Genomic DNA, 26023 nt, shown 5'->3' with positions numbered 1-26023 from the left:
CCTACTCGGGAAGATATGGGTCTAATGCTCCCGGCCGAATTACAGGCTCCTCTTCTAAAGATTTAAGATGGTCAGTCAAGGCTTGTCCAGCTGGCCAGCGCATCCATGTCGTTTCGATCCACTTTGGGTCCAAGGGATTCTCCTCTTTAGGATCGGTATATAAATCGTAAAACAAGGGAACACTGTACGATCTCGTTGCATTTCCCCAAGCTTTGTCAATTTCTTTTGTCATCAGTTTGAAGTTTCGCCATTTTACTCCAAAAATCTCATTACCCACGTATATGATAACACTCTCACGATTTGACGAATCTTGTCGCCCATATAGAAAGTCGAGTTGGTCTACTCCGTCAATTATTCGGTCATCGGGAATCTTTCCCCCTACAATTCTTGCAAGGGTTGGAAATAAATCCATTTCGTGGACAATCTCGTTGGTAACCGTTCCACCGGGGATTTTATTGGGCCATCTCATAATACATGGGACTCGCAATGAGCCTTCAAACCCGGTAAAGTAGGAGCCTCTCCACGGGCCACTAAACCCATGGTAGGGTGTTTGTGGATCAGGCCCATTATCAGAGGTGAATATGAGAATAGTATTCTCGTTGAGCCCTTGTTCGTCAAGTGCTTCAATTATTCGGCCGACGTAATCATCCATTTGAACCAGAACATCAGCAAAGTCTCCATTACCTGTTTTGCCCTTGTATTGCGGATGAGGCGTGGTTGGCATATGGGTTTGTGTATAGGGAATGAAAAGAAAGAAAGGACCTGTGTTTTTAGCTTGTCGCTTGATAAAATCAACTGATCTGGACGTTATTTCCTCGTCGATTATAGCCCGTTGACTTAAATTATAAATCGTCAATTCTTTTGGCTGCTCGCCTTTGACAGATTCCATAATGTAGGTGCTTTGAGCAAATGGGTGAGCACTTGGTTTGTATCGGGTGTCATCAGGCCAAAAGGCCTCGTCTGAAGAATTTGGAATCCCATACCATTCATCAAAACCCTGATCCGTGGGGAACCGGCCCTCCGTTTGACCTAAATGCCATTTGCCGAACATCGCGGTTGAATACCCTACGTCGGAGAACATTTCAGCAAGAGTATATTCCCATTGTGTTAGTCCGTAGACAGGTGAATCAATCGGAATACTGGCATTACCCGTTCGTACCGCATACCTTCCGGTTAAAGTAGCCGCCCTACTTGGAGTGCATTGCGCCTCTACATTGAAATTCAAAAAACGCATACCCTCCGAGGCAAGCTGATCAATATTAGGGGTTGGAGCACCGCGCAGTTCACCGCCTCCATAACACCCGAGCTCTCCCCATCCCAAGTTGTCCATCATGATCAAAACCACATTTGGCTTTTGCTGGCCTTTAGTGTTGAGGGCAAGGAGCAAGAAAACAGGAACCAGCGAAAGGACTATTCTTTTCATGATCATTATTTTACACGGTAATCCCGTCCATAGTTGTAAAAGGTCTCTGCACCAATTTCAATGACATACATGTTTCCTTCGGGGGGAATATACCCGTGTTTCACGCTATATTCTTCCCAGTGCTCCGCCATCTCTTTAACCTTATCTGGATACTCTTCGGAAAGATCCGTTTTTTCGGTCGGGTCTTCCTCGAGGTTGATTAGCACCCATTTACCTCCATTCTTAAAAGCCTTGCCTTGCATCAATTTCCAATCTCCCTGAATAACTGTCTTGTACCCGCTAATCTCAAAACACAATGGCTCAATCTCTGTATCCCTAACGTGATCCTCTTCACCTTCAAGAAGGGGCTTGGCTGAACGACCAAATAATGGATTCATTGGATTTCCTCGATAAGTTTCAGGACGTTTGGCATCGGCAAGCTCTAGAACTGTCGGATAAATGTCAGCAGCATGAACCGTTATATCTTTTACACCATTCGCCTCAATTCCAACGCCTGAAATGATCAAAGGTGTCCGAATGCCGCCTTCCCCGGTAGTGGTTTTGTAGTAGCTAAATGGAGTAGCGGTTACCTCAGCCCAAGCGCCGCCAAGCGATATAAAAGAGTTATCTCTTCCCATGTTTTCTAAACTATTATCAAACCCTTGTTTATTGAACTCGTCAACACTGCCCAAGTAATAAAACTCTGGATCATATGGATTTGGGCCGTTGTCCGACATAACAATAAACACCGTGTTTTCAAGCCTTTTCTCTGCTTCTAAAGTTTCAACCAACCGGCCAATCTGGTCATCTACACAAGCGATCATTGCCGCGTAAACTTCCATTCTTCTTGCCTGAATAACTTTTTCATCTGCCGTTAAAGAGTCCCATTGAGTGAAATTACCCGTACCCGGATTGTACGGAACGGATTCATCAACTAAACCCATATTTTTCATCCGCTCAAGTCGCGCTCTACGTATGGCATCAAAACCTTCGTCGTAGGCGCCTTTGTATTTGTCAATATATTCATCGGTGACATGTAGCGGGTCATGAGGAGCCGTATAAGCTAAGTACCCGAAGATTGGTTTTTCCTCATCTGATTCTTTGATGTATTGAATCATGTAGTCCGTGTAGTCTTTAGTCGTGTAGAAATTCTCCGACAACTCCTCAATTCGCCGGTTGTCTTCCACATAAAAAGTGACTGGAACGTCAATCGGCCCTGTAGCGAAACCGTCTTGAAAATGACCCGCACTTCCGGCCATTTGCGCAAAGCTTCTTTCAAATCCTCTTCCATTTGGATATTGAGTCGAATCCAAACAACCCAAATGCCACTTACCACTCATGTACGTTTGATAGCCATTATCACGCAGCACTTCGGGAAGGGTGACCACTTTTTCATTTAAGTATCCTTCATATCCGGGTTGCATGTATTGATTCTGAGTATGCATAGGTGGCATAGCTCCTAAGCCATTCTGATGGTTATCAACGCCAGACAAAATTGAAGCACGCGTGGGCGCACACATGGGCTGCGTGTAGAAGCGAGTGAATTGAACCCCGTTACTTGCCAGCTGATCTATATTTGGAGTACTGATCTCTCCACCATAGCTACTGAAATCAGAAAATCCGGCGTCGTCCACAACAATCAAAAGAATGTTCGGCCTCAACTCATTGGGTTCTTCGTTGTTCGATTGGCATGCCGAGAAACCAATCGAGATGATTAGAGCTGAAAGCATATAAAAACAAGCCCTAAACAGATTCCCTTTTACCCAATTACAGCAGGCGTAAAGACCTTTGTTCAAAATCATTTCAATCCTTTTCAAGACATCGCATCTTTTAAATCCAATGTTGAGGTTTCGAAAATATCTTCTACCGAAATTTTGCGCTTCGCTAGTCCTTGGTCATAGACAAACCTGAAAGCCGCTTCATACGCCTTCCGGCTTCTATCCATGCCATAGGCATAAAAGTTTGGTCCTAGTTCATTGAGTGTATTATCAAATTCTTGTCCGTACCAAGGCAGGGAATCATAAGCCCAACCTAAGAGCTGCATGTGTTTCAGATCCATGGCCTTTGCTTTGCAGTACGCCTCGAAAATGGCTTTTGGCATCCATGGATTGGCCTCGATGGTACTTCTCTTCATGGCAACGGTATGCATAATTGGATAGATGCCTGTCTTGGTGAAATACCCCATTTCCTCCGTTCTGAAGTCTGTGAATAACCGTCGGACATTTGGGTTGCGTTCCTGAAAACACTTCGGTTCAGCCGGATGAAAAATTGCATCGACTTGGCCTGAAAGAAGCAATGAAGACTCGTCTTCTCCATCTGGGGCAAACTCCATTTCAATATTTTCAGGAATGATTTTTTCGTATTTCGAAACACCACTGGTAAGGTTCGCGGCTGAATCCTTTTTTGTCGAAATCCAATCTATTTCTTCAGGCATCACGCCATACTCAGAAGCTAGCCAACCTCGAATATGGGTTAACCCAGAACTGGAGTATCCAACGGTAGCTACTTTCTTTCCACGTAAGTCTTCAGGTCGCTTGATCGGACCATCGGTTCGAACCCAAACGCTGCGGTGCCGGAACATACGAAGAACGGGTAATGGCAATAGTTTGTAGTCCTGAAAATCATCATTCGCATAGGCCAGCAAGTATGGTATAAGCCCCAGCTCGGTGACATCGCGTTCTTGGGAACCAAAGAATGCGTGATTGTTTAAGGCCCCAATACCTGACACTTGATAATTAAAGGAACACCCTTCAATCTTCACCTTACCTTCGACTAATGGTTTCACCCGACTATAATCGTACCCTGCCAACAGTAGCGGCTCACCTTCACCTATGGGGCCCGTTTCATATTTTATGGTTGCATCACTCTTTTCACTGGACGGAATAACGGCGTTTGAAGTTTTGCTTTCTGGATCAACTCCTCGCGCGCATGCTGAAGGCACGGCTGCCGCAGCAATCCCAGCCAAACCAGCTGTTTTAATAAAGTTTCTTCTTGATGCCATATCTCGTTTTTGGGGTTCTGTCTACATAAAAAAAGGCCTGCTAAGAGCAGGCCTTTAAAATCCTAGTCATCGTACCAGAGCGTCTCTGTATTCTCCCACTCGTTGAGATAGTTGATGAACTCTCTTGGATCAAACGGCAAGTCTTTTGGGTCAACCCGCGGTTCAGACGCAGCTTTAACGTTTTCCGAAGGGTTCTCTAAGCCTTTGAAAGGAAAGTCACGAGTCAACTCGTTATCCGGATACTTTAACTTCCACAATTCATGGCGAATCTTCATTTCCATAAACATCCCTTTGGTTGTAAAGCCAGGAAGCATTTTTCCACTTACCTCGCGCGGGTCGTTATATAGATCATAAAATGCGGCTCCACTTAGTCCAGGAAGTTCGCCAACCCAATGCCTTTTGTACCGCCCTTTAACACTAGCAGCCAAAATATTTCCAGTGTAAATGAAATTGTAGTCACGTCTGCCAAACCCGTCGCCATTTAGAAGAAGAGCGGTTTGATCTAACCCGTCAATAATTCTATCCGTTGGAATATTCTCTGTTGCTCCGGCTAAATTCGCAAACGTGGTGAAGAGGTCCGTGATATGAATCATGTCCCCCACAATTTGACCTCCATCGATAACACCTTTCCAACTTGCAATGGCAGGGACACGCACGGCTCCTTCAGTAAAATCTCCTTTTCCTCCTCGGTAAATGTGCTCAATAAATCCTGGAGGACCATTGTGGGTCATTGGACCGTTATCGGCCATGAGGATAACCAAAGTATTTTCGGCTAGACCAAGTCGCTCTAATTCATCCATGATTTGTCCGACATAACCATCAACCTTTACATATCCTTCTTGGACGGCTACTCCAGCAACAGTATTATTCGGAGTTCCTGGCTGATTCCCCAAGAATGACTGCATCATCGGCCAGTAGGCGATATAGAAGGGCTTCTTTTCGTCTTTGTTTTTGGCCATAAAGGCTTTCGCTCTCTTCACACACTCATCATCGATTTTGTAGTAATCATCATCGCTTGAAGTGTCTCCCCACTCTTTGGGTTTTTCACCCTTCTTACCTTCTAGAGCCCAAACAAAACCATCCGGAATCCAGTCATTATCCAATGCATATTTATCCTCTGGATACATATTTGGATACATGCTACCAGGATAAAGCGCGGCTTGTTGTCCTCTAGGTACGTACAAACTTGGGACCTGATTGTACGGAGTCCATAAGGCTTCATCAAATCCCTGGTTGTTGCAGTAACTTGATTCTACATCTCCTAAATGCCATTTGCCGTAAAATGCTGTCGCGTACCCCGCTTCAGAAAGCACTTCTGCCATAGTTACTTCATCTGCACCAATGCCGCCATATTCGTATGGAAAGGCTACGTTATACATTCCGCTACGCACTGCATAACGTCCGGTCATGGCCGCCGCTCTACTCGGTGTACAGGAAGGTTCGGTCATCATTCGAGTAAAAAGAATTCCATCTTCCGCAACCTGGTTCATTACAGGGGTTTCAAACCCTCTGTTTTTTTGCAGCGCCGGAATACCAATCTCTCCAACAGGCATATCGTCCCACATTATGTGCACGATGTTGGGCGGAGTGCCAAATTTCTTTTCGAGCTTTTCGAGTTTATCTTTCAGCTCCTGATCTTGTTCGGCCCATTTTTCACCATGTTTGGCTTCGAGTATGTAATACTCAGCATCATGAATGATTTCATTCTGGGCAAACGAAACGGTAGAAATGCCTATAAACAATGTCAGGGCATATAATGTGTACTTAACTCGCATGTCTTGTTTGTTATTTGTGAAATCAGATTCACAATTTTAGTTAGTTTATTTGTTTGAGGATATCAAAAATCCGCAAGAGTATGTTCGTCTCGACCAAATTTAATGATCTCGATTTGCTTCGTGAAAACGTGGTGGATTGGAATTTGGACTTTTTACCCTTGGGCGCAGGGAAGTTTGAGTTTTCGATTACACAAGGGTTTTTGGAGACGATAATGATTGGTCAAGGAAATTTTTACGGCAAACTCGAGCAACAGGGATTAACACCGGAGGGATTCAGAACCTTTGTTATTCCAGCTTTTGACAATGTGCACTATACATGGAGGAACAAGCCATTACACGGTCGGTCGTTGTCGCTTTTTCCAACCAATGGAGAGCTGTTCAGCATCTCAGACAGTAGTTTTAATGTGTATACACTTTCATTCCGGCAAGACGTTTTTCAGCGGATTTTAGCAACAAAAAAGAATACACGCTTAGAACAAGCAGTAGCGGGAGAGAATGTTTGGGATTTGGATGTGCGAACAACAGATTATTTGAGATCATTGTCGAAGTATTTCCTTGAAGCATTGGCTTCTAATCATAATGTAGCTCAAAACTCCGAACAAATTCTTCACGCTATTTTTAATGCTATTGCTCATCAAGAAGGTAGAGGAGATCAAAACGAAAAAGGTCTATTGATAATCGAAGAAGCTACCCAATGGCTCAAATTGCATTCGGCTCGAGATTTTCGAATGCACGATTTGCACAAGTCAATAGGGTTGGGCGAACGAACACTTCAAAATTTATTTAAAGAAACCTATGGTCTAACCCCCAAGCAATACGTAACTAACTTCCGTATTCGGCGCGTTCATGAATTACTTAAACAAGCCCATCATTCACAAACCATTGCCGATATCTCTGCCAAACAAGGTTTTTGGCATATGGGGCAATTCGCTAAGGATTATAAACAGCTTATCGGCGAGTTGCCGTCAGAAACCCTGAAAAGGAAGAGAAATTTCAGTCGTTGACACATTGAATATGAGCGTTAAGGCCGGTGATGATTTACGGTCTCCCTGGAAAGGTTATCGAGGTTGCGACCGTACCTTCTCAGGTCAGTCTCGAAACGGCAAGGAAATCCAACAGTCAATCTTAAAAAGTTTCCTTTTACTCAACGTCTCAGTGCCTCTATCAATCGCTGTAATTGGAAAAACCACAATGGCGGAAACTAAGAACGGCCCTCGTAATCTTGAGGACTCATCTATTAATTAGGCTGTGTTTGATCGTGCTCACAAAGTCCTAGCCTTCCAACTCTTCCACAACCTCCTTCTTATACGTCCTCCCAATCGGCAGCTCAATATCTCCGACCTGAATTTCGGTTCGGGAAAAGCTACTGACCTTGTGTTTGTTGACCACAAAGGATCGATGAATGCGCAAGAAGTCATCGGACAATCGATCGTGCAGGTGGGTGATCTTCTCTCGAGTGGTCCAGTCACCATCTACAGACACCACCCGGACTTGCTCATTCAGGCTTTCCAAGTAGAGCAGATCGGAAAAGGCGATCTGAACGTTCTTTCGGTCCGATTTGAACTGTAGGGTCCCCACGGCTTTTTTCTCCGCTTCTTCTTTCAGCTCCTCGATTAAAGCCGAGTGCTGACGAAATTGAATGCCCATGCGAATAAAGCTGGTCCCGAAAACGATGGCGTAGAGGGTCAAGCCTAGATTGAATATCGAAAGACTGCCTAAGTTCATCACATCCGCTTGGTAATTGGCCAGGATAACGAAGGAAAGCAAGGCCACCATCATCTCGGCATACAGGGAAATGACGAGTAGATAAAAGAAGTAGAGTCCAAAATGACTAAACCTGCCGGTCAAGAAATATTTGGGAACCAGACGGAGGTTGAAATAATAGGTGGTGCCAACGACGATCGGGAGCAACATGCTCGAGAAATAAAAGGCCAGGATGCGACTCTTCCACTGCGCTCCAAAATAAATGGTCAAGAAGGCCAGAATGACGAGCCAAAAGAGAATATGTACGAGCGTTCGCTTTTTCATGAGATTCGGCGCTAAAATCGAAATTCATCTCGACAATCCCAGTATTTATCGGTAAACTGCAGGTTTAGCACCGGATACGACCTTGCGGGAAAACACCTCCTGGAGCACATTTACACCATCAATGTTTCACCACTAAAATAGAACAGAACATGTTGGAATTATTTTATCAAGGAGGAGCTCTTTTTATGGGCTTGTTAACCCTCATTTTCATCGCCATGATCAGCGTCACGGTTGTCCAAGTCTTGCGCATCACACGAGGTCAAGTAAGCGGACTCGAAAACATTAGTCGTCAGTTGACTTATACCCGATCCATTGGACTTTTCGCCTTCATTGTTGGACTCTTGGGACAACTCATTGGACTATTCTCGGCCTTCAAAGCCATTGAGCTAAAACTCGTGGACGTGTCACCCGCGCTACTTGCCGGTGGATTCAAAGTGAGCATGATCCCGACCATGTACGGCCTGATCATCTACGTCATAGCACTAGCACTTTGGCTGGGCTTGAGTGCGTGGCTTCAAAAGGACTAAGTGCGCCGCTCGTAGAACCGGTGCATCTCCACCACATGGGGAAAACTCACCACGGAGAGGGCGACAAAAAGCCAACTCCATTGAGCCGTGAGTAAGGAGGCATCCATCCACCAGACCATCGCAAAGAACAGAACAGCTCCCAAGGTGTAGGGAAGTCCACGCAGGTACATGCCTGTGTGACTCCAGCCTTGGGAGCGTTGTAGGTGCTTCCAGCCATTGAGGCTGTGTTGACCTACAAAGTAAAGTCCAAAGGCGACCAAGAGCGGAAGCTGCGTCCCCAAGGCGAGGGTGGCCAAGCTGGCCAGCCAGGCTTCTTTTCGATGATAGAGGGCCAGGGCTGTACTGCCTGCGAAGAGGAATAGGAGCGTGGGCGTTTCCCATCGTGCCGTGGAGGCACTTAAATAAATCCCCCATTCACTCAGGATTTCGGCTGTTTCGGACCAATGGCTGATTAAGAGAATGGAGAGAAGGCCGAGGCCCCATGGGAAGGCGAGACCGGCATTTTTGAGTCCCCATTCTTCGGTGTCGGTTTGTCCGAAATGAAGGGCACTGTAGGCGACAAAGAGGATGAGGGCCAGGAGTGGGGCCAACCACCACATGAAGAGCATGGCGGCCATCAGGGCCAGGTAGCGTCCGATGAACGTGGGAAGAGATCGTTTCCCCCGTTCCAAATACGCGTCGAGGGCTCCATGCGGTAAGCCGACCAACAAGAATCCAAAGACCAATAGCGGGATGCCAATTTGAAGCGCCAGGGCCGAATTCCACTGGGCCAGCGCTACCAAAAGCGCAGCCAAAACTGGGGTGAAAAAGACTTCCCACCGATCGCGCATCCACTGACCGATGTACACCATGGCCGAATGAATGAACGGTCTCAAGGGCAGGCGCAAGAACATCGGAATCTCTTGATAGAGTTTACTTTGCTCATCGAGGAAGCGCAGAACAAAAACCGCGGATTGCGTCTTGAAGAGCGTTTTAAAGATCGATCGACCCCACTGCGGCTGATACACAAGGATCCAGAGCAGAAGGTGATCATACCAAGCGAATCGCTCCGCGGATTTAGACTGGGTAGCACCGGAGATCAGCTCTTCCGCGTGATCGTACATGCGCTTAAAAGCATAGCCCGTACTTGGCTTAACCTTCCCGGCCCGCGTCCCAATCGATTGCACGCGAGGTAGGTCTTCCACCTTGGCAGAACCCGTCGCCATCGGAATGGCCCCGACTTCCTCTCTCACAATTTCGTACGCGCCAAAGCGGTTTTGAATGTATTGGTCGAGGCCCTCACGGGCCGATGCATGATCAACGCGGTCCACTCCAAACCTCGTCCACTCTACCAAAGCCTCCGTTTCGCTGAAGGGTAGGACATAAACGAATTGAGTGGCCCCATCCTGAGGGATTTGAAAATCCATCTTGTGGTAGACCTCGGCGTCGAAAACTGGATCGTTCACCCGAACGCGGTATCCTAAAAAACTTTGCCAGACAAAGGGTTTGCGATCGCTCCGTTCAAAGCCGGCAGGTCTACTATCGAAAATCTTTTTCGCTTTCACCTCAATGGTGCCGGCTTGAATCCGGACCCCTCTTTTCAGGGGTTGAAGATCATCCACAGACGCCTCGAACCAATCCACGGCGTACCGTTCCAGCATGGCCCGTGTGGTGTCGTAGAGGCGCTTACTTTCGATGTGATGATAGGAGAGGGGGGAGAGGGCTTCTTCCTCCCATTCATCGACCCGAATTTTACTCCAACTCTTGTCGATGAGGTCACGATTGTGATCGAGAATGGGGTCGTGTTCTTCAGACCAAAAGCAAAACGTTTTGTCGTTCCCTCGCTGGTAATCCGGATCAATAATGGCCACAGATTTCCCGGTCAGCATTCCGTTGCGGAGGAGTGCGCGAAGCATCAGGCAAGTGCTGGCTCCGTATCCGATAAAGAGGTAATCGTACAAATGCTTTTAGTTTCAGTACTTTCAATTAAGAGTGAATTTAATAAAATGTTCGCAGGCCTGCATATCGTGACTATGCTTTGGCTTGATTACCTTTGAACCATGCGAAAAATCATTCTCTCCTTTAGTTTCATCCTGGCCCTCTGTGCCATATTCTGCTCCTCCGTGCACGCCCAAATCACCATAGAAGGCAACTTCAATGATTGGGATGGCTTACAGATCGTCAATGATCCCGCCGGCGATCACACGTATTTTGATTTACTGCAGACCCGTGTCTACAGCGACTCTTCCTTTGTGAGTTTTCAAATTCACGGAGCTCAGGATTGGCAATTGAACTCGGAATACGGACTTACCCTCTATCTGGATTTGGATGCCAATGCCCAAACCGGTCAGGCCTACGAAGGAATGGGAGCTGATCTCGTGTGGCGTTTCTACGATCGCGAAGGAACGTGGAACGGACAAACCGTACAGCACCATCAAGTGGGCATGTTCAGCGCCCCAACGGTGACTTCGGACCGATTTGAGGTATCCTTTGATCGCAACGGACCATTGCAATTTGGCGACAGCATTCGCTTTGCATGGGTATCGATGAATGGAGCAGACGATAAACTTCCGGACAGCGGCCATATTGATCATGTCCTCGGTGGCTTGCAGTTTCCCTACACACCCATCGGTCTTCAAAAAGATCCGACGCATCTGCGCGTGATGACCTACAACGTGGAACACGACGGATTGGTGGATCCCTTCTTGGGCCCAAAGATTGCCCAGGTGATTAATCAAGTAGCTCCGGACATCATCACCTTTAATGAACTGTGGGATACTCCGGCCGCTCAGGTCAAACAGATTCTTGACACATTAATGCCCCTTCCGGTGGGTTGGTACACAGCCAAGTTGTTTGACGGAAATGTCACGGCCAGCCAGTTCCCCATTACCCAGTCTTATCAGCACGATCCCGAAGATCGCATTCTCGTAAGTACCATCGACCTACCTTCTTCGTTCGCTACGGATTTGGTCGTTGCCAATCTTCATCTCAAGTGCTGCAACGCCGATGATCGACGCCAAGAACAAGTGGACGGCTTGGTAAACTTCTATCGCGACCTTCAAACTTCGGGAGGCCAAATTGATGTTCCTTTTGGAACGGCTTTCGTGGTGATGGGCGATATGAACCTCGTGGGCGATAAGCAGCAATTGGAGACCATCCTCACCGGTGACATTCAGGATGAAGCCACCTTTGGAACGGACTTCTTACCCGATTGGGACGGTTCGCCGATCGCGGATCCCATTCCTCTTCAGAACACGCAGCGCCAGAGCTATACCTGGCCCGGTCAGACCTCGAGCTACTATCCGGGTCGCCTGGATTATGTGTTTTACAGTGATTATGCCCTACGGGCCGAAAAGTCCTTCGTCGTTTCCACTCAGCTGGCCTATGACGCCTCTGACCATTTACCCGTAGTCGTAGATTTTGCTTGGAATCAAATCAGCGGTCAAGGCGAGTTCCGTAAACCCGAGGTGGAGATTCTTCCGAACCCCGCTTCGACCAATGTTACGGTCCGATGGCCCGCTAAGAGCGTCCAGCATTTGGAATTGATCGATGGGCAAGGTCGTTTGATTCGCGAATTCCCTATTTCCAAGCGTCAAAGTGAATTGACAATTGAGTTATCGAACCTTGCATCCGGCACCTATTATATTAAGGTGAACAGACAGTACGGATATCGGCTTATTCATCAATAACTCAACCCTGAACGCATCCTCTGCGTATATTTAGGAACATGAAACGAATTCTGCTCTTCTTCTTTGTCCTTTGCGGAATGGCCAGTTCGGCTACGCACATCATTGGAGGAGAAATTCGCTACACCTATCTAGGCGGTGGACAGTACGATATTGAAATGCTGATTTACCGCGATCCCAACGGTGGGCCAGCCTTCGACAACCCGGCTATCTTTGGTGTGGTCGACGAGTTTGGAGCCGAGGTACTGACCTTGAACTTCATGTTGGACAGCATCAACTTTGTCCCACTGGCCGATGATACGTGCTACGCCAGCGGCACGGGAGATGACGTGGTCGTCGAACGAGGATACTACAGAGAAATCATCACCCTGCCGGACAGCACTCGGGGTTATACCCTCATTTACCAGCGTTGTTGCCGAAACGCAACCATTCTGAATATTCCAACGCCATTGAATTATGGCGCCACCTACGCTACTGGGATTCCGGCGCGTGATAGTATTGTCAACAATTCCAATCCTCATTTTCCGCTACCTCCACCGATCGTGGTCTGTGCGAACACTCCTTTCTTTTATGACCACAGCGGAATAGATGCGGACGGAGATTCCATTAGTTACGCCTTTGGAACCCCTTTCACCGGAGGATCGCAAACCAATCCGCAACCCATCCCATCACCACCGCCCTTTTTTCCCATCCCGTGGGCGCCCGGATACAGCACCAACGATTGGATCGACGCCAACCCTGCCTTTGCCATAGATCCGGTGACCGGGATCATCACGGGAACCCCAACAACCATTGGTCAGTACGTGACTCAAATTAGGGCCATTGAATGGCGCAATGGTGAGCAGATCAATGTGACTTGGCGAGATTTTCAGGTCAACGTGGTCCAGTGCTTGCCAGAACCACAACCTGTCATTGTGGAGCAAAATGACTCGTGCAGTGGAACCAGTGGAACCTATATTGCAGCGGGACAGTATTTCGATGACTACAATTGGGTCCTTACGCTGCCCGATGGAACACAAGAGGCTTTAGGCTCGGATTCTATCCTGAACCTTTCTCGTCCAGATACTGGTGCTTTTGTCCTTTCCCTGATTGCTTCGAACGGCATCTGCTCCGACACGGCTTCATCCGATCTGTGGCTGTACAATTCGGATATTGGACTGGAGATTATCGGTCCAGATTCTGCATGCTTTCCACAGGACGAGCCGTTTTGGTCCCTTTCTCCAAGTCTTCCTGCCGAAGGAATAGGGACATGGTTTGTCAATGAGGTGGAGCAGACCGGAATTCAACCTGATCCCAATGCCTTTCAGGTAGGACTGAACCAGTTGGCCTACCGCAAGAACTATCGCGGTTGTTCCTGGTCCGATACCACGGATGTATGGTGGGCCATTTGCGTGGATATTGAAACTCCTAATGTCTTCACGCCGAACGGCGATGGTGAAAATGAGAATTGGTATCCCTTTTGGGAGTTCGCTCCGGAACGTATCGAGATCTTAATTTTCGATCGCTGGGGCGTCATCGTTTTTGAAGGTGGTTCCGACAATCCAGACTTGTGGGAGGGGTGGAATGGCGTCAATTACTCCTCCAAGCAGGACTGTCCGGAGGGCACGTATTATTTTGTCGTTCGAGGCTTCGCCTTTGGAGAAGTCTTTTCCGAAAAGTCCGGATTCCTCACCCTGTTGAGGTAAAGCGTCGAACTACTTTACCAACCGATAAGCCCTGTACAAGAATGCTGAAGATGACCACTACATAGGTCATGGTCAGGAATAGGTCTCGTTCCATTTGAGCCGTCAAGCTGAGCGCGAGTGCAATGGATATTCCACCTCGAAGGCCGCCCCAGGTCATCATGATGTCGGTACCGCGCATGAGATCGAGTCTCTTTCTGAAGATTCTTATCGGCCCGTAGAGGGCCAAATAACGGGCAAAAAGGGTTACAGGAATCACCAGAATTCCCAGCCACAAGCTGCGTCCGTCGATTTCGATAATCAGAAGTTCCAAGCCGATCAATACAAAGAGGATGGCGTTGAGGAAGACATCCAGTAGCTCCCAGAATTTATCGAGGTAGAGCTCCGTTTCGTCGGACCAAGCGCCATCGCGGGCCTTGTTTCCGATGAAAAGCCCGGCGACCACCATAGCCAGTGGACCGCTGAAGTGAAGGGAGCTCGCCAGGAGGTAACCGCCCATGACCAGGGCGAGGGAGAGCATGACTTCCGTTTCATAATGGTCCACCGAATGCATGAGTCGATAGCCGAAGTATCCCAGCAGTAGTCCGAGCGCAATTCCCCCGCCTACTTCTTCCAAAAAGAGCAGGCCAATTTCGCCAGCGCTGACATGACCGCTTCCGGCGGCAATACCGAAAATGGAAAGGAAGACCACCACGCCAATTCCATCGTTAAACAAGGACTCGCCGACAATCATGGCTTCTAGTTTTTTGGGCGCACCGACCTGTCGGAGGATTCCGAGAACGGCAATGGGATCGGTTGGGGATATCAAGGCCCCAAAAAGGAGACAGTATATAAAAGCCACGTCCAGTCCGAAGAGTTGGAGCAGTCCGTAGACCAGTCCTCCGACGATAGCTGTGGAAATTAGAACGCCCAGGGTCGCGAAGGCAATGATGGGTCCGCGCAGTTTTTCGAGCTGATCGAGCTTGGTGTGTAAGGCACCTGCGAACAGCAAGAAGCTCAACATCACATCGAGCAATAGGTGCTGAAAGTCAATGGCCGAAACGGCGGCCTCTGCACGCGCGAGTATACCGGGTTGAAATTGGCCAATAATGAGGATGCCAACGGTGCTGACAAGTGCCATCGCCAGGAGGCCAATGGTGCTGGGTAGTTTTAAAAACCGAACATTCACATACCCGAATAGAGCGGCGATGACGGTGAGTTCAGTTAAAATCTCAAAAAGCTCCATATCGACTTCTTTATTCCAATTTCATATCGCCCTTCCTCTTCCCTAATCGGATAAATGGGAACTGAAGGACAGGTTTGACTCTTTTCTTTCCCATCATTCAAGTTGAACCGGTATTTGTGAATGGGGCATTCGATTTCTCCGGCTGGTGTAATTCGCCCTCCCACAAAGGAAAAGCCTTGATGCGGACAGCGATTTTTCATGGCGTGCCAACGATCATTATGGTACGTCAGCACTATGTCTCCGACTCTTTTTTGCTGAACGATGATCATGAAGCCTTCTTCCGAATGACGAGCCAATTCGGCCTGGGTTTCCGGTGAGAATGCAATCCAATCCAAATCTTCGTGCTTCATCGATCGGAAATTAAGAAATTAGGGTCGATGTCTGATCGTGAACATATCGTTGTGCTTTCCGGTGCGGGAATGAGTGCGGAAAGTGGCTTGAAGACTTTTCGGGATTCTGGTGGATTATGGGAAGAGTACAACGTATATGAGGTCGCCACCCCGGAGGCATGGGCGGCGGACCCTCACAAAGTGCTGCACTTCTACAATCTTCGACGTCGCCAATTGCTCGGTGTTTCCCCAAATCCAGCACACCGCGCCCTAGCCGAGTTGGAGACCGTGGCCGACGTGAGTATCGTCACTCAGAATATTGACGACTTACACGAACGGGCAGGTAGTTCTCAAGTGCTCCATTTGCACGGCGAATTGCGGAAGGCGCGAAGTACCGGTGACGAAGCTTTGATCTTGGATATAGAAGGTGGTGATCTGAATTGGGGAGAACTTGGGCCTGACGGAGCTCAACTTAGACCGCATGTGGTCTGGTTTGGAGAAATGGTGCCTATGATGGACCCGGCCGCCGAAATCGTTCGACGCGCAGATCGTTTATTGGTCATTGGAACCAGCCTAAATGTGTATCCAGCTGCCGGTTTGGTTCATGCGGCTCCGCCGGGGATTCCGGTGCACGTTTTTGATCCCGGCACGATGGATCACGCGCCCATAGATGGAGCAGAGCATATTCAAAAACCCGCGGGTGAAGCACTGCCCATCTGGGTTAAGGAATTTATAGCAAAGCGTTAGCTCTTTGCTTGAAAAACAGATTTGTTGTATCTTTGCGACAGCTTAAGGGACGGATTGACGAGGGGACCACAAAGTCCCCTCTTTTTGTACCGCAAATGATCGACATCGAAAAAGTTAAGGGTTGGGCTGAGGAACGTTGTTCCGAGCAGGATTTATTCCTGGTCGATTTGACCATTACCTCTTCGAACCAGATCAAGGTATTGGTTGATTCGATGGGTCCTGTAGCCATTGAGAAATGTGTATCCGTTTCTCGCGCTATCGAGAGTCAATTGGATCGTGATGCTGAGGACTTTGAGCTTACCGTTTCCAGCGCTGGAGTTGGGAACCCTTTGAAAGTGTGGCCGCAGTTTGTCAAGAATGTGGGCCGTGAGGTAAAAGTCCGTTTGCAGGACGGAACCGAAGTAAAAGGAATTCTCGAAAAAGCGGAAAATGAGACCTTGTTTTTACGATGGTCCAAAAGAGAAAAGGTAGAAGGGAAAAAGAAAAAACAGACCGTGGAGTACACGGGAGAATACAAATTGGATGAAGTGGCGGAGACTAAAGTTGTGCTCCCCTTTTAATTAGACGGACAATGGAAAATTTGGCGCTGATTGAATCATTTACTGAGTTTAAAGACGACAAGAACATCGATCGGGTGACCTTGATGAGCATCTTGGAAGAAGTCTTTAGAGCGACATTGACCAAGCAGTTTGGATCAGATGAGAACTTTGACATCATCGTGAATCCCGATAAAGGTGACTTGGAAATTTGGCGAAACCGCGAGGTTGTTCCCGACGGAGAAGTTGAGGATGACAATGCGCAAATCTCACTTTCAGATGCACAAAAGATTGAGGAGGACTTTGAAGTAGGTGAAGAGGTGTCCGAGGAAGTGAAGCTCTTCCACTTTGGACGTCGAGCTATTCTCGCCTTGCGCCAGAACTTAATTGCTCGTATACACGAGCACGATAATGGCAATCTCTTCAAGCGCTATGAGGATATGATCGGTGAGATCATCAGCGGTGAAGTTCACCACATTCGTCATCGTGAAATCATTGTTTACGATGATGAGCAGAACGAATTGATCCTTTCGAAAGACCAGCAAATCCCAAGTGATTTCTGGAGGAAAGGAGATACCGTACGTGCGGTAGTCCACGATGTGGAACTACGTGGTACGAAGCCTATCATCAAATTGAGCCGTACCTCACCAAAATTCCTGGAGAAATTATTTGAGCAGGAAATCCCCGAAGTGTTTGATGGTTTGATCACCGTGAAGCGCTGCGTTCGTGTTCCGGGTGAGAAAGCCAAAGTAGCGGTAGAGTCTTACGACGATCGTATTGATCCGGTAGGAGCATGTGTGGGTATGAAAGGTTCTCGTATTCACGGTATCGTCCGTGAGCTCGGAAACGAGAATATTGATGTCATCAACTTCACCAACAATACCCAGTTGTTTATTACACGTGCTTTGAGCCCAGCAAAAATCACGAGTATCTCTATCGATGAGGACAACAGCCGCGCTGAAGTGTTCCTCAAGCCAGACCAAGTTTCTTTGGCGATTGGTAAAGGAGGATTCAATATTCGTCTCGCCGGTCAATTGACGGGGTACGAAATTGACGTATACCGCGATATTGATGAGGAGGAGGATGTGGAATTGATGGAATTCCGCGACGAAATCGATGAGTGGGTACTCAGCGAATTGAAGAATATTGGTTGCGACACTGCTCGCAGCGTATTGGAGTTAACCGTTGACGAAATTGTCAAGAGAACGGAACTTGAAGAAGAAACCGCAAGAGATGTACAGCGCATCCTTCGCGAAGAATTTGAATAAGAGAAACTGTAAGCAAGCTATATGGCTGAAGTGAAGAGTGTCCGATTGAATAAAGTGATCAAGGAGTTGAATATCTCCCTTGATCGTGCGGTCACGTTTTTGGCAGAACAGGGTATCGAGATCGATGCCCGGCCGAATACGAAGATCGAAGGCGACATCTATGAGATGCTCGTCGATGAATTTGATCAGGACAAGAGTAAGAAACTAAAGGCTGAAGCGATTTCGATTCAGAAGCAGAAGGAGAAAGAAGCCCTTCGTGCTGAACAAGAGAAAGAGGAAGAGGAAGCGCAGCCGGCTCAAGAAGAGGTTATTCGTGCCAAGGCAGATATGTCCGGTCCTAAGACCGTAGGCAAGATTGACCTCGATGGCGGTAAAGCCAAAGAAGAGGAAGAAGAGGTTGTGGAAGAGCAGCCCGTGGATGAGGAAGTCGCAGAAGAGCCTGTTGAAGAAGCTCCTGCAGCAGAGGTCGTCGAAGAGACGGCTGAAGTCGAGGAACCTGCAGCCGAAGAAGTTGCTGAAGTGGAAGAAGCTCCGGCAGCGGAGACTGAAGAGACTCCAGCAGAGCAGACGGAACCAGCTAAAGCTGAGACTGAGGCTGAGGCTGCACCCGAGGCCCCAGCCGCAGAAAAGGTCGAAGAGCCTGCGAAAGAGTCAGAAAAGACTGAAGAATCTGCTACTGATTCAGGTTCTATTAAGACTCAGTATAAAAAATTAGATGGGCCAAAGTTCGTTGGAAAAACCATCGACCTAGACCAATTCAAGCCTAAGAAGAAGAAGGTAGCAAGTTCGAGTGGGCCCAAGGATGACGACAGCAAAAAGCGTCGTCGTAAACGCATCAGTAGCGATACCGGACCTGCCAAGGGCCGCGGCGCTCAACGCCGAGGAGGTAAGAACATTCAAAAGGAGGAGCCTACTGAGGAGGAAATCCAAAAGCAAATCAAAGAGACCCTTGATAAGCTAACGAATCGAGGGAAATCCAAGTCTTCCAAAAATCGCCGCGACAAGCGAGAAGAGCGTCGTGAGCGCGAGCAAATGGAAGAAATGAAGCGCGCTGAAGAAGGTGCTAAGCTCAAGGTTACTGAGTTTGTAACCGTCGCTGAGTTGGCCACCATGATGAGCGTACCTACAACTAGGGTTATTGCTTCATGTATGGAGCTGGGAATCATGGTAACCATGAACCAGCGTCTGGATGCAGAAACTTTGAGTATCGTTGCTGAAGAATTTGGCTATGAAGTAGAATTCGTTTCTGCCGATGTTCAAGAGGCTGTTCAAGAGGAGGAGGATGATCCAGCAGACTTGATGGGTCGCGCTCCGATTGTAACCGTTATGGGTCACGTTGATCACGGTAAGACGTCTCTTCTTGACTACGTTCGTGATGCGAATGTGATCGCCGGAGAGTCTGGAGGAATTACACAGCACATTGGAGCCTATTCGGTATCCCTTGATAGCGGTCAGCGCATCGCCTTCATTGATACACCAGGTCACGAGGCGTTTACCGCGATGCGTGCACGTGGTGCTCAAGTGACGGATATCGCTATCATCGTTATTGCGGCTGACGACGCGGTCATGCCCCAAACGAAAGAAGCGATCAGTCACGCACAAGCTGCGGGCGTTCCGATCGTATTTGCTTTGAATAAGGTGGATCGTGACGCTGCAAATCCCGAGAAGATTAAGGAAGAATTGGCGGGTATGAACCTCTTGGTTGAAGACTGGGGTGGTAAATACCAAAGTCAAGAGGTTTCTGCCAAGACTGGATTGAACGTCAAGGAACTTCTAGAAAAAGTCTTGCTCGAAGCGGAATTACTTGACCTCAAAGCCAACCCGAAAAGATTGGCGAGTGGTTCCGTAGTGGAAGCTACTTTGGACAAGGGTCGTGGATATACCACGACGATTCTGGTTCAGAACGGAACGCTTCGCATCGGAGATTATATCCTCGCGGGTCAATACTCTGGTAAGGTAAAAGCGATGTTTGATGAGCGCTCTCACCCTGTTACTGAGGCCGGCCCTTCAACACCCGTTTCGATCCTTGGATTGGATGGAGCTCCACAGGCTGGAGATAAGTTCAAGGTGATGGAAGACGAGCGAGAAGCTAAGGACATTGCCACCAAGCGTCAGCAATTGCAGCGTGAGCAGAGCATGCGGACGCAGAAGCATATTACATTGGACGAAATCGGTCGTCGTTTGGCCATCGGAGACTTCCAGGAGTTGAATATCATCGTTAAAGGTGATGTGGATGGATCTATTGAGGCCTTGAGTGATAGCTTACAAAAGCTCTCGACCGAGGAAATCCAAGTCAACATCATCCACAAAGCCGTTGGTGCTGTGACAGAGTCAGATGTGCTCTTGGCATCAGCGTCTGATGCGATCATCGTGGCCTTCCAGGTGCGTCCAAGTATGGGAGCCCGGAAATTGGCGGAAACCGAGCAAATAGACATTCGTACCTACTCGATCATCTATGACGCGATCAATGAGATCAAGGATGCGATGGAAGGTATGTTGTCTGCAGAACTCAAAGAAGAGATTGTGGCCAACCTCGAGATCAGAGAGACCTTCAAGATCTCCAAAGTGGGAACTATTGCAGGTTGTATGGTGCTCGACGGAAAAATCCACCGAAACAATGACGTCCGGATTATCCGCGACGGCGTTGTAATCTACACAGGGAAACTCGGTTCTTTGAAGCGCTTTAAAGACGACGTCAAAGAAGTAGCCAAAGGGTTTGAATGTGGATTGAACATCGAGAACTTCAACGACATCAAAGTCGGGGATATCATTGAGGCGTATCAGGAAGTTGAGGTGAAACGGACATTGGAATAAGGTCCGGAAACTCAATTTCGTCCTGAACCACAAAACATCCTGAGCAGTGCTCGCCTAAAGAGCGCATGTACTTTTCTGCTTCTAGAGATGTTCTAAAGTCTCCGATTTTAGTTTTAAAATAAGGTTGCTCATATTCGACGTAAATACGCTCGGATTTGAGCAATTCTTGGTATTCGGCTTTAAGCCGCATAGCCTGTTCCCGTTTTCCATAGTACAATTGAATTCTGAATCCATCCGAAGATCGATTGTCGGCCTTTATTTTGACGTCTCGATCAATGAGGTCCACAAGGCTTGCGTCCATTTGAACGGGATAGGCGTCAAAGGTCGTCTGTGAAGCCAAAGTATCTACTGGATCGGTATAGGATGAATCTCGCTCTTGGCCTAGGGCAGTGAATACGGAGAAGAAGATGACTCCAAATAGGTAGAGATTTTTAATGTTCATAGAAAGCGGATTATCGTGAAGCAAAGCTAGTTTTTAAGTTCTCTTTTTTCGTATTTTAAGCGCAATCACAAGACTATTTAGAACGAATATAAATTAGTGCAAAAGTACTTCTGCCGTCCAGAAATCGTGCTTTAGTCCTTATTTTTGCGCCCAACGGAAATTCTGTGATGATTGCTATGAAAAACGCCCTTCTCCCGAGATTTAGTGCGGTATTCACGTTCTTAATCTCTGCTGCATTCACACTTGTATCTTCCATGACCATGGCCCAAGACTCTACTGCCGTTGCGGCAGCAGGCGGGGATCCAGCTGTCGGGGAGAAACTTTGGAAAGCGAATTGTGCAGCGTGTCACAAAGTCGACGCCAAACTCATTGGACCTGCCTTAGGTCAAGTTACTGAGAAGTACGATGAGGAATGGCTCATCTCTTGGATTCGAAATAACCAGGAACTCCGCGAAAGCGGAGATGCCCAAGCTATTGCGATCTACGAAGAATACAACGGATTGGCGATGCCCAATTATCCTCAGTTTTCGGATGATGACATTCGGGGATTATTGGCCTACATCGACCAGTCTTATGCAGAAAAGATGGCGCCTACGGTGGCCGAGGGTGACGGTGGAGCCGTTGCAGGAGGAGGCCAAGCTGCTGGAGGCTTAGACATTGTTCCTGTGCTAGCGGGTTTGGTGGTATTCCTGATTATCATCGTCTTTATTCTGGTCCGCATCAAGAATCTTCTTCTCGTGATGAAGGGTGTAGAGCCCAGATCATTCGTGGATCAGATCTTTGACCTTCGCATTTACCTAGAGGCATTTGCCGCCAACAAAAAGCTTGTTGGGTTTGCTGTGGTCATCGTTTTGATCTTCGCATTTAACGGACTCTGGGGTTTCTTGAAAGGAATTGGTGTTGAGCAGAATTATCAGCCGACTCAACCTATTGCCTTCTCCCACGAGATTCACGCTGGTCAGAACCAAGTGGACTGTAACTACTGCCACAGCAGTGCACGCCATTCAAAATCTGCTGGAGTTCCATCGGCAAATGTCTGTATGAACTGCCATATGTACATCGCAGAAGGGCAGTCTGAGCAAGGGACTAAAGAAATTGAGAAAATCTACGCTGCTATTGGTTGGGATAAAGATTCTCGTGCCTACATCGAAGATTACGAAGAAAAGCCCATCGAATGGGTTCGCATCCACAACCTACCAGACTTGGCTTACTTCAACCACAGCCAGCACGTTGTTGCAGGTCAGGTCGAATGTCAGACTTGTCATGGCCCTATCGAAGAAATGGAAGAAGTATATCAGTACTCTTCTTTGACGATGGGCTGGTGTATCAATTGCCACCGTGAAACTGAAGTCAAGATGGAGGATAATCCATACTACGACAAGCTTCACGACCAACTCGCGGAACAGTACAAAGGCGAGAAAATTACGGTAGATAAAATCGGTGGATTGGAGTGTGGCAAGTGCCACTACTAATCCGATAATCTCAATCTGAGTATGTCAACAACGAAGAAATATTGGAAAGGCATTGAAGAGTTGCACAACGAAGCTGCTGTTCAAGACTTAGCCAAAAACGAATTTCCCGAGGATGTAGCAACCGCCGATTTTTTGGGAGAACAAGGAAACGCTGAAAGCACAACTTCGCGACGCGACTTTTTGAAATTTATGGGATTTTCAACGGCAGCTGCAACACTGGCCGCCTGTGAGACGCCTGTTCAAAAAGTTATTCCATACGTTGTAAAGCCTGAGGAGATTACTCCAGGGGTAGCGAATTACTACGCTTCTACTTATTCTGATGGACACGATTTCGCCAGCGTATTGGTGAAGACGCGTGAAGGCCGTCCGATCAAAATCGAAAACAACAACGATGCTCCGTTGAATGGAGCTATGAGTGCTCGTGTTCAAGCGAGTGTACTTTCGTTGTACGATACGGCTCGTGCTAAGTCCCCCATGAAAGATGGAGTGGAAACTTCTTGGTCTGAGGCAGACGCGACAATTGTAAAGGCAATGGACAATGCCTTTGCCGCTGGCAAGCAGGTTGTCTTCTTGACCAATAGTATTACATCACCTTCTGTGAACGCCTTGGGTACTTCCTTTATGGCGGATAAAGAGAATGCAGTTCACATCAGCTATGATGCCATTTCATACGCTGGTATCTTAGATGCGCACAAGAATGCTTTCGGAAAGCGCGCGATACCTCACTACCGTTTTGATAAAGCCGAGGTTGTGGTGGGGATCAACGCCGACTTCCTTGGAGAACAGTTGAATTTTGGAAACGCCAGAGATTACGTGAAAATGCGTGATCCACGCAAAGGGAAAATGTCCCAGCACTGGCAGTTCGAAAGCAATATGACCATTACAGGGGCCAATGCCGACAAGCGGGTTATGATTAAACCTAGCGAACAAGGTAAAGTGGCCCTTGCTCTTTATAATGCTATAGCATCAAAGAGCGGACAAGCTTCAGCTGGTGGAGGTCAAACAGCTTACGACGCCGAAGTTAAAGTCCTTGCTGACAAGCTTTGGGCTGCTCGAGGTAAAAGCTTGGTTTTGGCTGGAGCCAATGACGAGAATATTCAGACTGTTGTTATCGCCATCAACCAGATGTTGATGAACTACGGAGCCACTGCTCAAATGAGCACAGCTAACGTTACTAAGCAAGGTAGCGATGCCGATGTAGCAACATTGCTAAGCGATATGCAAGCTGGAAAAGTAGGGGTGCTCGTCATGTCTGACGTCAACCCAGTGTACAGCCACGCTTCTGGCGCTGCTTTTGCAGAAGCCATGAAGAAGGTTGGAACTACTGTAGTGATTGATGACCGCATGACGGAAACTGCCGCAGGAGCAAATTACCTTTTACCTGCAAATCACTACTTGGAAAGTTGGGGGGATGGAATGCCGATTGAAGGATATTATACCATCACACAACCGACCATCCAGAAATTATTCGATACGCGTAGTCTTTTTGAAAACATGCTCGCATGGACTGGACAAGGTTCGGCTTATGAGTATATGAAAGAGCACTGGGAGAGCAATGTTCTTGTAGCAGGAGCTGGGTCTTGGAACCAGAGCGTTCATGACGGATACTACGTGGCACCGCCATCAAGCGAAACAGAAGATGCTGTCGCTTCAGATATGGTGGACGTGAGCGCTGCAGCTCGTAACGTTGCACAAATCAAGGGCAGTGAAATAGAGCTTGAGCTCTATGCTACCACTGCTTTAGGGTCGGGTTCAGGAGCCAATAATCCATGGCTTCAAGAGCTTCCAGATCCGATTACTCGTACTTCTTGGGACAACTATTTGACTGTATCTCGCTTGGATGCGGAGTCCATGGGATTGGTCAACGAGAATACATCCAACGGGGCACTGAATGGAAGCCTGGTGAACGTAACCGTAAATGGTGTTACTGTTGAGAACGTTCCTGTAATGATCCAACCAGGACAGGCCCAGGGCTCTGTAGGATTGGCTTTAGGATATGGACGAACTGCGGCAGGAGCTGTTGGAGACGGAGTAGGGGTTAACGCTTATCCTCTTTACGCAGGTAGCAGTACTTCTCATTCTGGCGTTTCCATTGAAAAGGTGGATGGGTTGCACGAATTTGCTTGCATCCAGTTGGCTCATACAATGATGGGTCGTGACATCGTCAAAGAAACGACTCTGGCTGAGTTCATCAATAATCCAAGTGCGGGGAATGACGAACCGTCATTCGAAACGCACGAAGGAGTGAAGCCTGCTTCTGAGGTAAATCTCTGGGAAGAGTTTGACAAAACCACAGGTCATTGGTGGAACTTGTCCATCGATTTGAACAACTGTTTAGGATGTGGGGCATGTGTAGTCTCTTGTCAGGCTGAAAACAACGTTCCTGTTGTTGGAAAAGATGAGATCCGCCGTTCTCGTGACATGCATTGGTTGCGTATTGATCGCTACTACAGCAGTGATATGACTAAAAAAGTCGCAGCTGAAGAGGATCTTGGAGCCATTGATATGTACTTGGCCATGGAAGAACCAGCAGACGCACCTGAAGTGGTCTTCCAACCAGTCATGTGTCAGCACTGTAACCACGCTCCATGCGAAACGGTATGTCCAGTGGGAGCCACGGTTCACTCCGGTGAAGGGTTGAATCACATGGCATACAACCGTTGTATCGGAACCCGCTATTGTGCGAACAACTGTCCGTACAAAGTGCGTCGCTTTAACTGGTTCAACTACCCAACATATTCGAAGTTTACCGGTGTGAATCCTGCACAGGACGAATGGGGTAAAATGGTATTGAATCCAGATGTAACTGTGCGTGCACGTGGGGTAATGGAGAAATGTACCATGTGCTTGCAACGCATTCAATTGGGAAAACTCGAAGCCAAGCGCGAAGGTCGCCCAGTTAAGGACGGTGACTTCACCGTTGCTTGCGCCAGTGCTTGTGATACAGGTGCCATTACCTTCGGTGATGTGAATGATCCTGATAGCCGAGTGCACAAATTGCGCGACGAGCCAAGACGCTACTATCTGTTGGAAGAAATCGGAACGAAACCATCCGTATTCTACCAAACTAAAGTGAGAAACAAAGCCTAACCGAGTTTTAGATAAAGGAG

The 26023-nt window shown here is 47.8% G+C and carries 19 protein-coding genes; 10 read left to right on the top strand and 9 right to left on the bottom strand.

Going from position 1 to position 26023, the window contains the following annotated elements; genetic code table 11:
• Position 1: 1 nt before the first annotated feature.
• From HZ996_01545 to HZ996_01530, 4 genes are all read right to left on the bottom strand, one after another.
• Positions 2–1429 (bottom strand): arylsulfatase, encoded by a 1428-nt coding sequence (locus HZ996_01545; GenBank protein QTN37874.1) that lies wholly within the window; start codon positions 1427–1429, stop codon positions 2–4.
• The gene (locus HZ996_01540) at positions 1429–3219 is read right to left on the bottom strand and encodes an arylsulfatase (protein ID QTN37873.1); all 1791 of its coding nucleotides are present in this window, start codon (positions 3217–3219) and stop codon (positions 1429–1431) included. The genes HZ996_01545 and HZ996_01540 overlap by 1 nt, the downstream gene beginning before the upstream one ends.
• Positions 3216–4403, bottom strand: coding sequence for an ABC transporter substrate-binding protein (locus tag HZ996_01535; protein ID QTN37872.1), 1188 nt, complete (start codon positions 4401–4403; stop codon positions 3216–3218). The genes HZ996_01540 and HZ996_01535 overlap by 4 nt, the downstream gene beginning before the upstream one ends.
• A 62-nt stretch (positions 4404–4465) precedes the next feature.
• Positions 4466–6178 (bottom strand): sulfatase-like hydrolase/transferase, encoded by a 1713-nt coding sequence (locus tag HZ996_01530; protein QTN37871.1) that lies wholly within the window; start codon positions 6176–6178, stop codon positions 4466–4468.
• Positions 6179–6258: 80 nt separating this feature from the next.
• On the opposite strand from HZ996_01530, the gene HZ996_01525 reads away from it, so the two are divergent.
• The gene (locus HZ996_01525) at positions 6259–7182 is read left to right on the top strand and encodes an AraC family transcriptional regulator (protein QTN37870.1); all 924 of its coding nucleotides are present in this window, start codon (positions 6259–6261) and stop codon (positions 7180–7182) included.
• Positions 7183–7450: 268 nt separating this feature from the next.
• On the opposite strand, the gene HZ996_01520 is transcribed toward HZ996_01525, so the two are convergent.
• Positions 7451–8206: a LytTR family transcriptional regulator gene (locus tag HZ996_01520; protein QTN37869.1), complete on the bottom strand. Its 756-nt coding sequence runs from the start codon at positions 8204–8206 to the stop codon at positions 7451–7453.
• 149 nt (positions 8207–8355) lie between these two features.
• Between HZ996_01520 and HZ996_01515 the strand changes: the two genes are divergently transcribed.
• Entirely contained in the window at positions 8356–8733 is a 378-nt protein-coding gene (locus HZ996_01515) for a MotA/TolQ/ExbB proton channel family protein (GenBank protein QTN37868.1), read from the top strand.
• Here HZ996_01515 and HZ996_01510 read toward each other — a convergent pair.
• Positions 8730–10673, bottom strand: coding sequence for a beta-carotene 15,15'-dioxygenase, Brp/Blh family (locus HZ996_01510; GenBank protein ID QTN37867.1), 1944 nt, complete (start codon positions 10671–10673; stop codon positions 8730–8732). The genes HZ996_01515 and HZ996_01510 overlap by 4 nt on opposite strands.
• Positions 10674–10772: 99 nt before the next feature.
• Here HZ996_01510 and HZ996_01505 point away from each other — a divergent pair, with 99 nt between their 5' ends.
• Both HZ996_01505 and HZ996_01500 read left to right on the top strand, forming a co-directional pair.
• The gene (locus tag HZ996_01505; GenBank protein QTN37866.1) at positions 10773–12401 is read left to right on the top strand and encodes an endonuclease/exonuclease/phosphatase family protein; all 1629 of its coding nucleotides are present in this window, start codon (positions 10773–10775) and stop codon (positions 12399–12401) included.
• Positions 12402–12439: 38 nt separating this feature from the next.
• Positions 12440–14083 (top strand): gliding motility-associated C-terminal domain-containing protein, encoded by a 1644-nt coding sequence (locus tag HZ996_01500; protein ID QTN37865.1) that lies wholly within the window; start codon positions 12440–12442, stop codon positions 14081–14083.
• Here HZ996_01500 and HZ996_01495 read toward each other — a convergent pair.
• Both HZ996_01495 and HZ996_01490 read right to left on the bottom strand, forming a co-directional pair.
• Entirely contained in the window at positions 14067–15305 is a 1239-nt protein-coding gene (locus tag HZ996_01495) for a sodium:proton antiporter (protein QTN37864.1), read from the bottom strand. The genes HZ996_01500 and HZ996_01495 overlap by 17 nt on opposite strands.
• Complete coding sequence (locus HZ996_01490) at positions 15284–15655, bottom strand: Rieske 2Fe-2S domain-containing protein (GenBank protein QTN37863.1); 372 nt, start codon at positions 15653–15655, stop codon at positions 15284–15286. Before HZ996_01490 ends, HZ996_01495 begins: the two co-directional genes overlap by 22 nt.
• Positions 15656–15682: 27 nt before the next feature.
• Between HZ996_01490 and HZ996_01485 the strand changes: the two genes are divergently transcribed.
• The 4 genes from HZ996_01485 to infB are packed head-to-tail and all read left to right on the top strand — an operon-like array spanning position 15683 to position 20999.
• Entirely contained in the window at positions 15683–16381 is a 699-nt protein-coding gene (locus HZ996_01485) for an NAD-dependent deacylase (protein QTN37862.1), read from the top strand.
• 32 nt (positions 16382–16413) lie between these two features.
• Positions 16414–16941 carry a ribosome assembly cofactor RimP gene (gene rimP / locus HZ996_01480; GenBank protein QTN37861.1) on the top strand — a complete coding sequence of 176 codons (528 nt, stop codon included), beginning with the start codon at positions 16414–16416 and terminating at the stop codon, positions 16939–16941.
• Between the two features lie 11 nt (positions 16942–16952).
• Positions 16953–18185 carry a transcription termination/antitermination protein NusA gene (gene nusA, locus HZ996_01475; GenBank protein QTN37860.1) on the top strand — a complete coding sequence of 411 codons (1233 nt, stop codon included), beginning with the start codon at positions 16953–16955 and terminating at the stop codon, positions 18183–18185.
• 21 nt (positions 18186–18206) lie between these two features.
• A complete protein-coding gene (infB, locus tag HZ996_01470; protein ID QTN37859.1) occupies positions 18207–20999 on the top strand; it encodes a translation initiation factor IF-2 in 2793 nt (930 codons plus the stop codon).
• Here infB and HZ996_01465 read toward each other — a convergent pair.
• Positions 20953–21441, bottom strand: coding sequence for an SPOR domain-containing protein (locus HZ996_01465; GenBank protein QTN37858.1), 489 nt, complete (start codon positions 21439–21441; stop codon positions 20953–20955). The genes infB and HZ996_01465 overlap by 47 nt on opposite strands.
• 167 nt (positions 21442–21608) lie before the next feature.
• On the opposite strand from HZ996_01465, the gene HZ996_01460 reads away from it, so the two are divergent.
• Together HZ996_01460 and HZ996_01455 are read left to right on the top strand one after the other, a co-directional pair.
• Positions 21609–22913 (top strand): c-type cytochrome, encoded by a 1305-nt coding sequence (locus tag HZ996_01460; protein ID QTN37857.1) that lies wholly within the window; start codon positions 21609–21611, stop codon positions 22911–22913.
• A 21-nt stretch (positions 22914–22934) separates the two neighbouring features.
• A complete protein-coding gene (locus HZ996_01455; protein ID QTN37856.1) occupies positions 22935–26003 on the top strand; it encodes a TAT-variant-translocated molybdopterin oxidoreductase in 3069 nt (1022 codons plus the stop codon).
• Positions 26004–26023: the final 20 nt, after the last annotated feature.

Source organism: Cryomorphaceae bacterium (assembly GCA_017798125.1).
Taxonomy (GTDB): domain Bacteria; phylum Bacteroidota; class Bacteroidia; order Flavobacteriales; family ECT2AJA-044; genus ECT2AJA-044.
The sequence above is the reverse complement of the archived record's forward strand: the minus strand, read 5'-3'. Positions and strand labels throughout refer to the sequence as shown.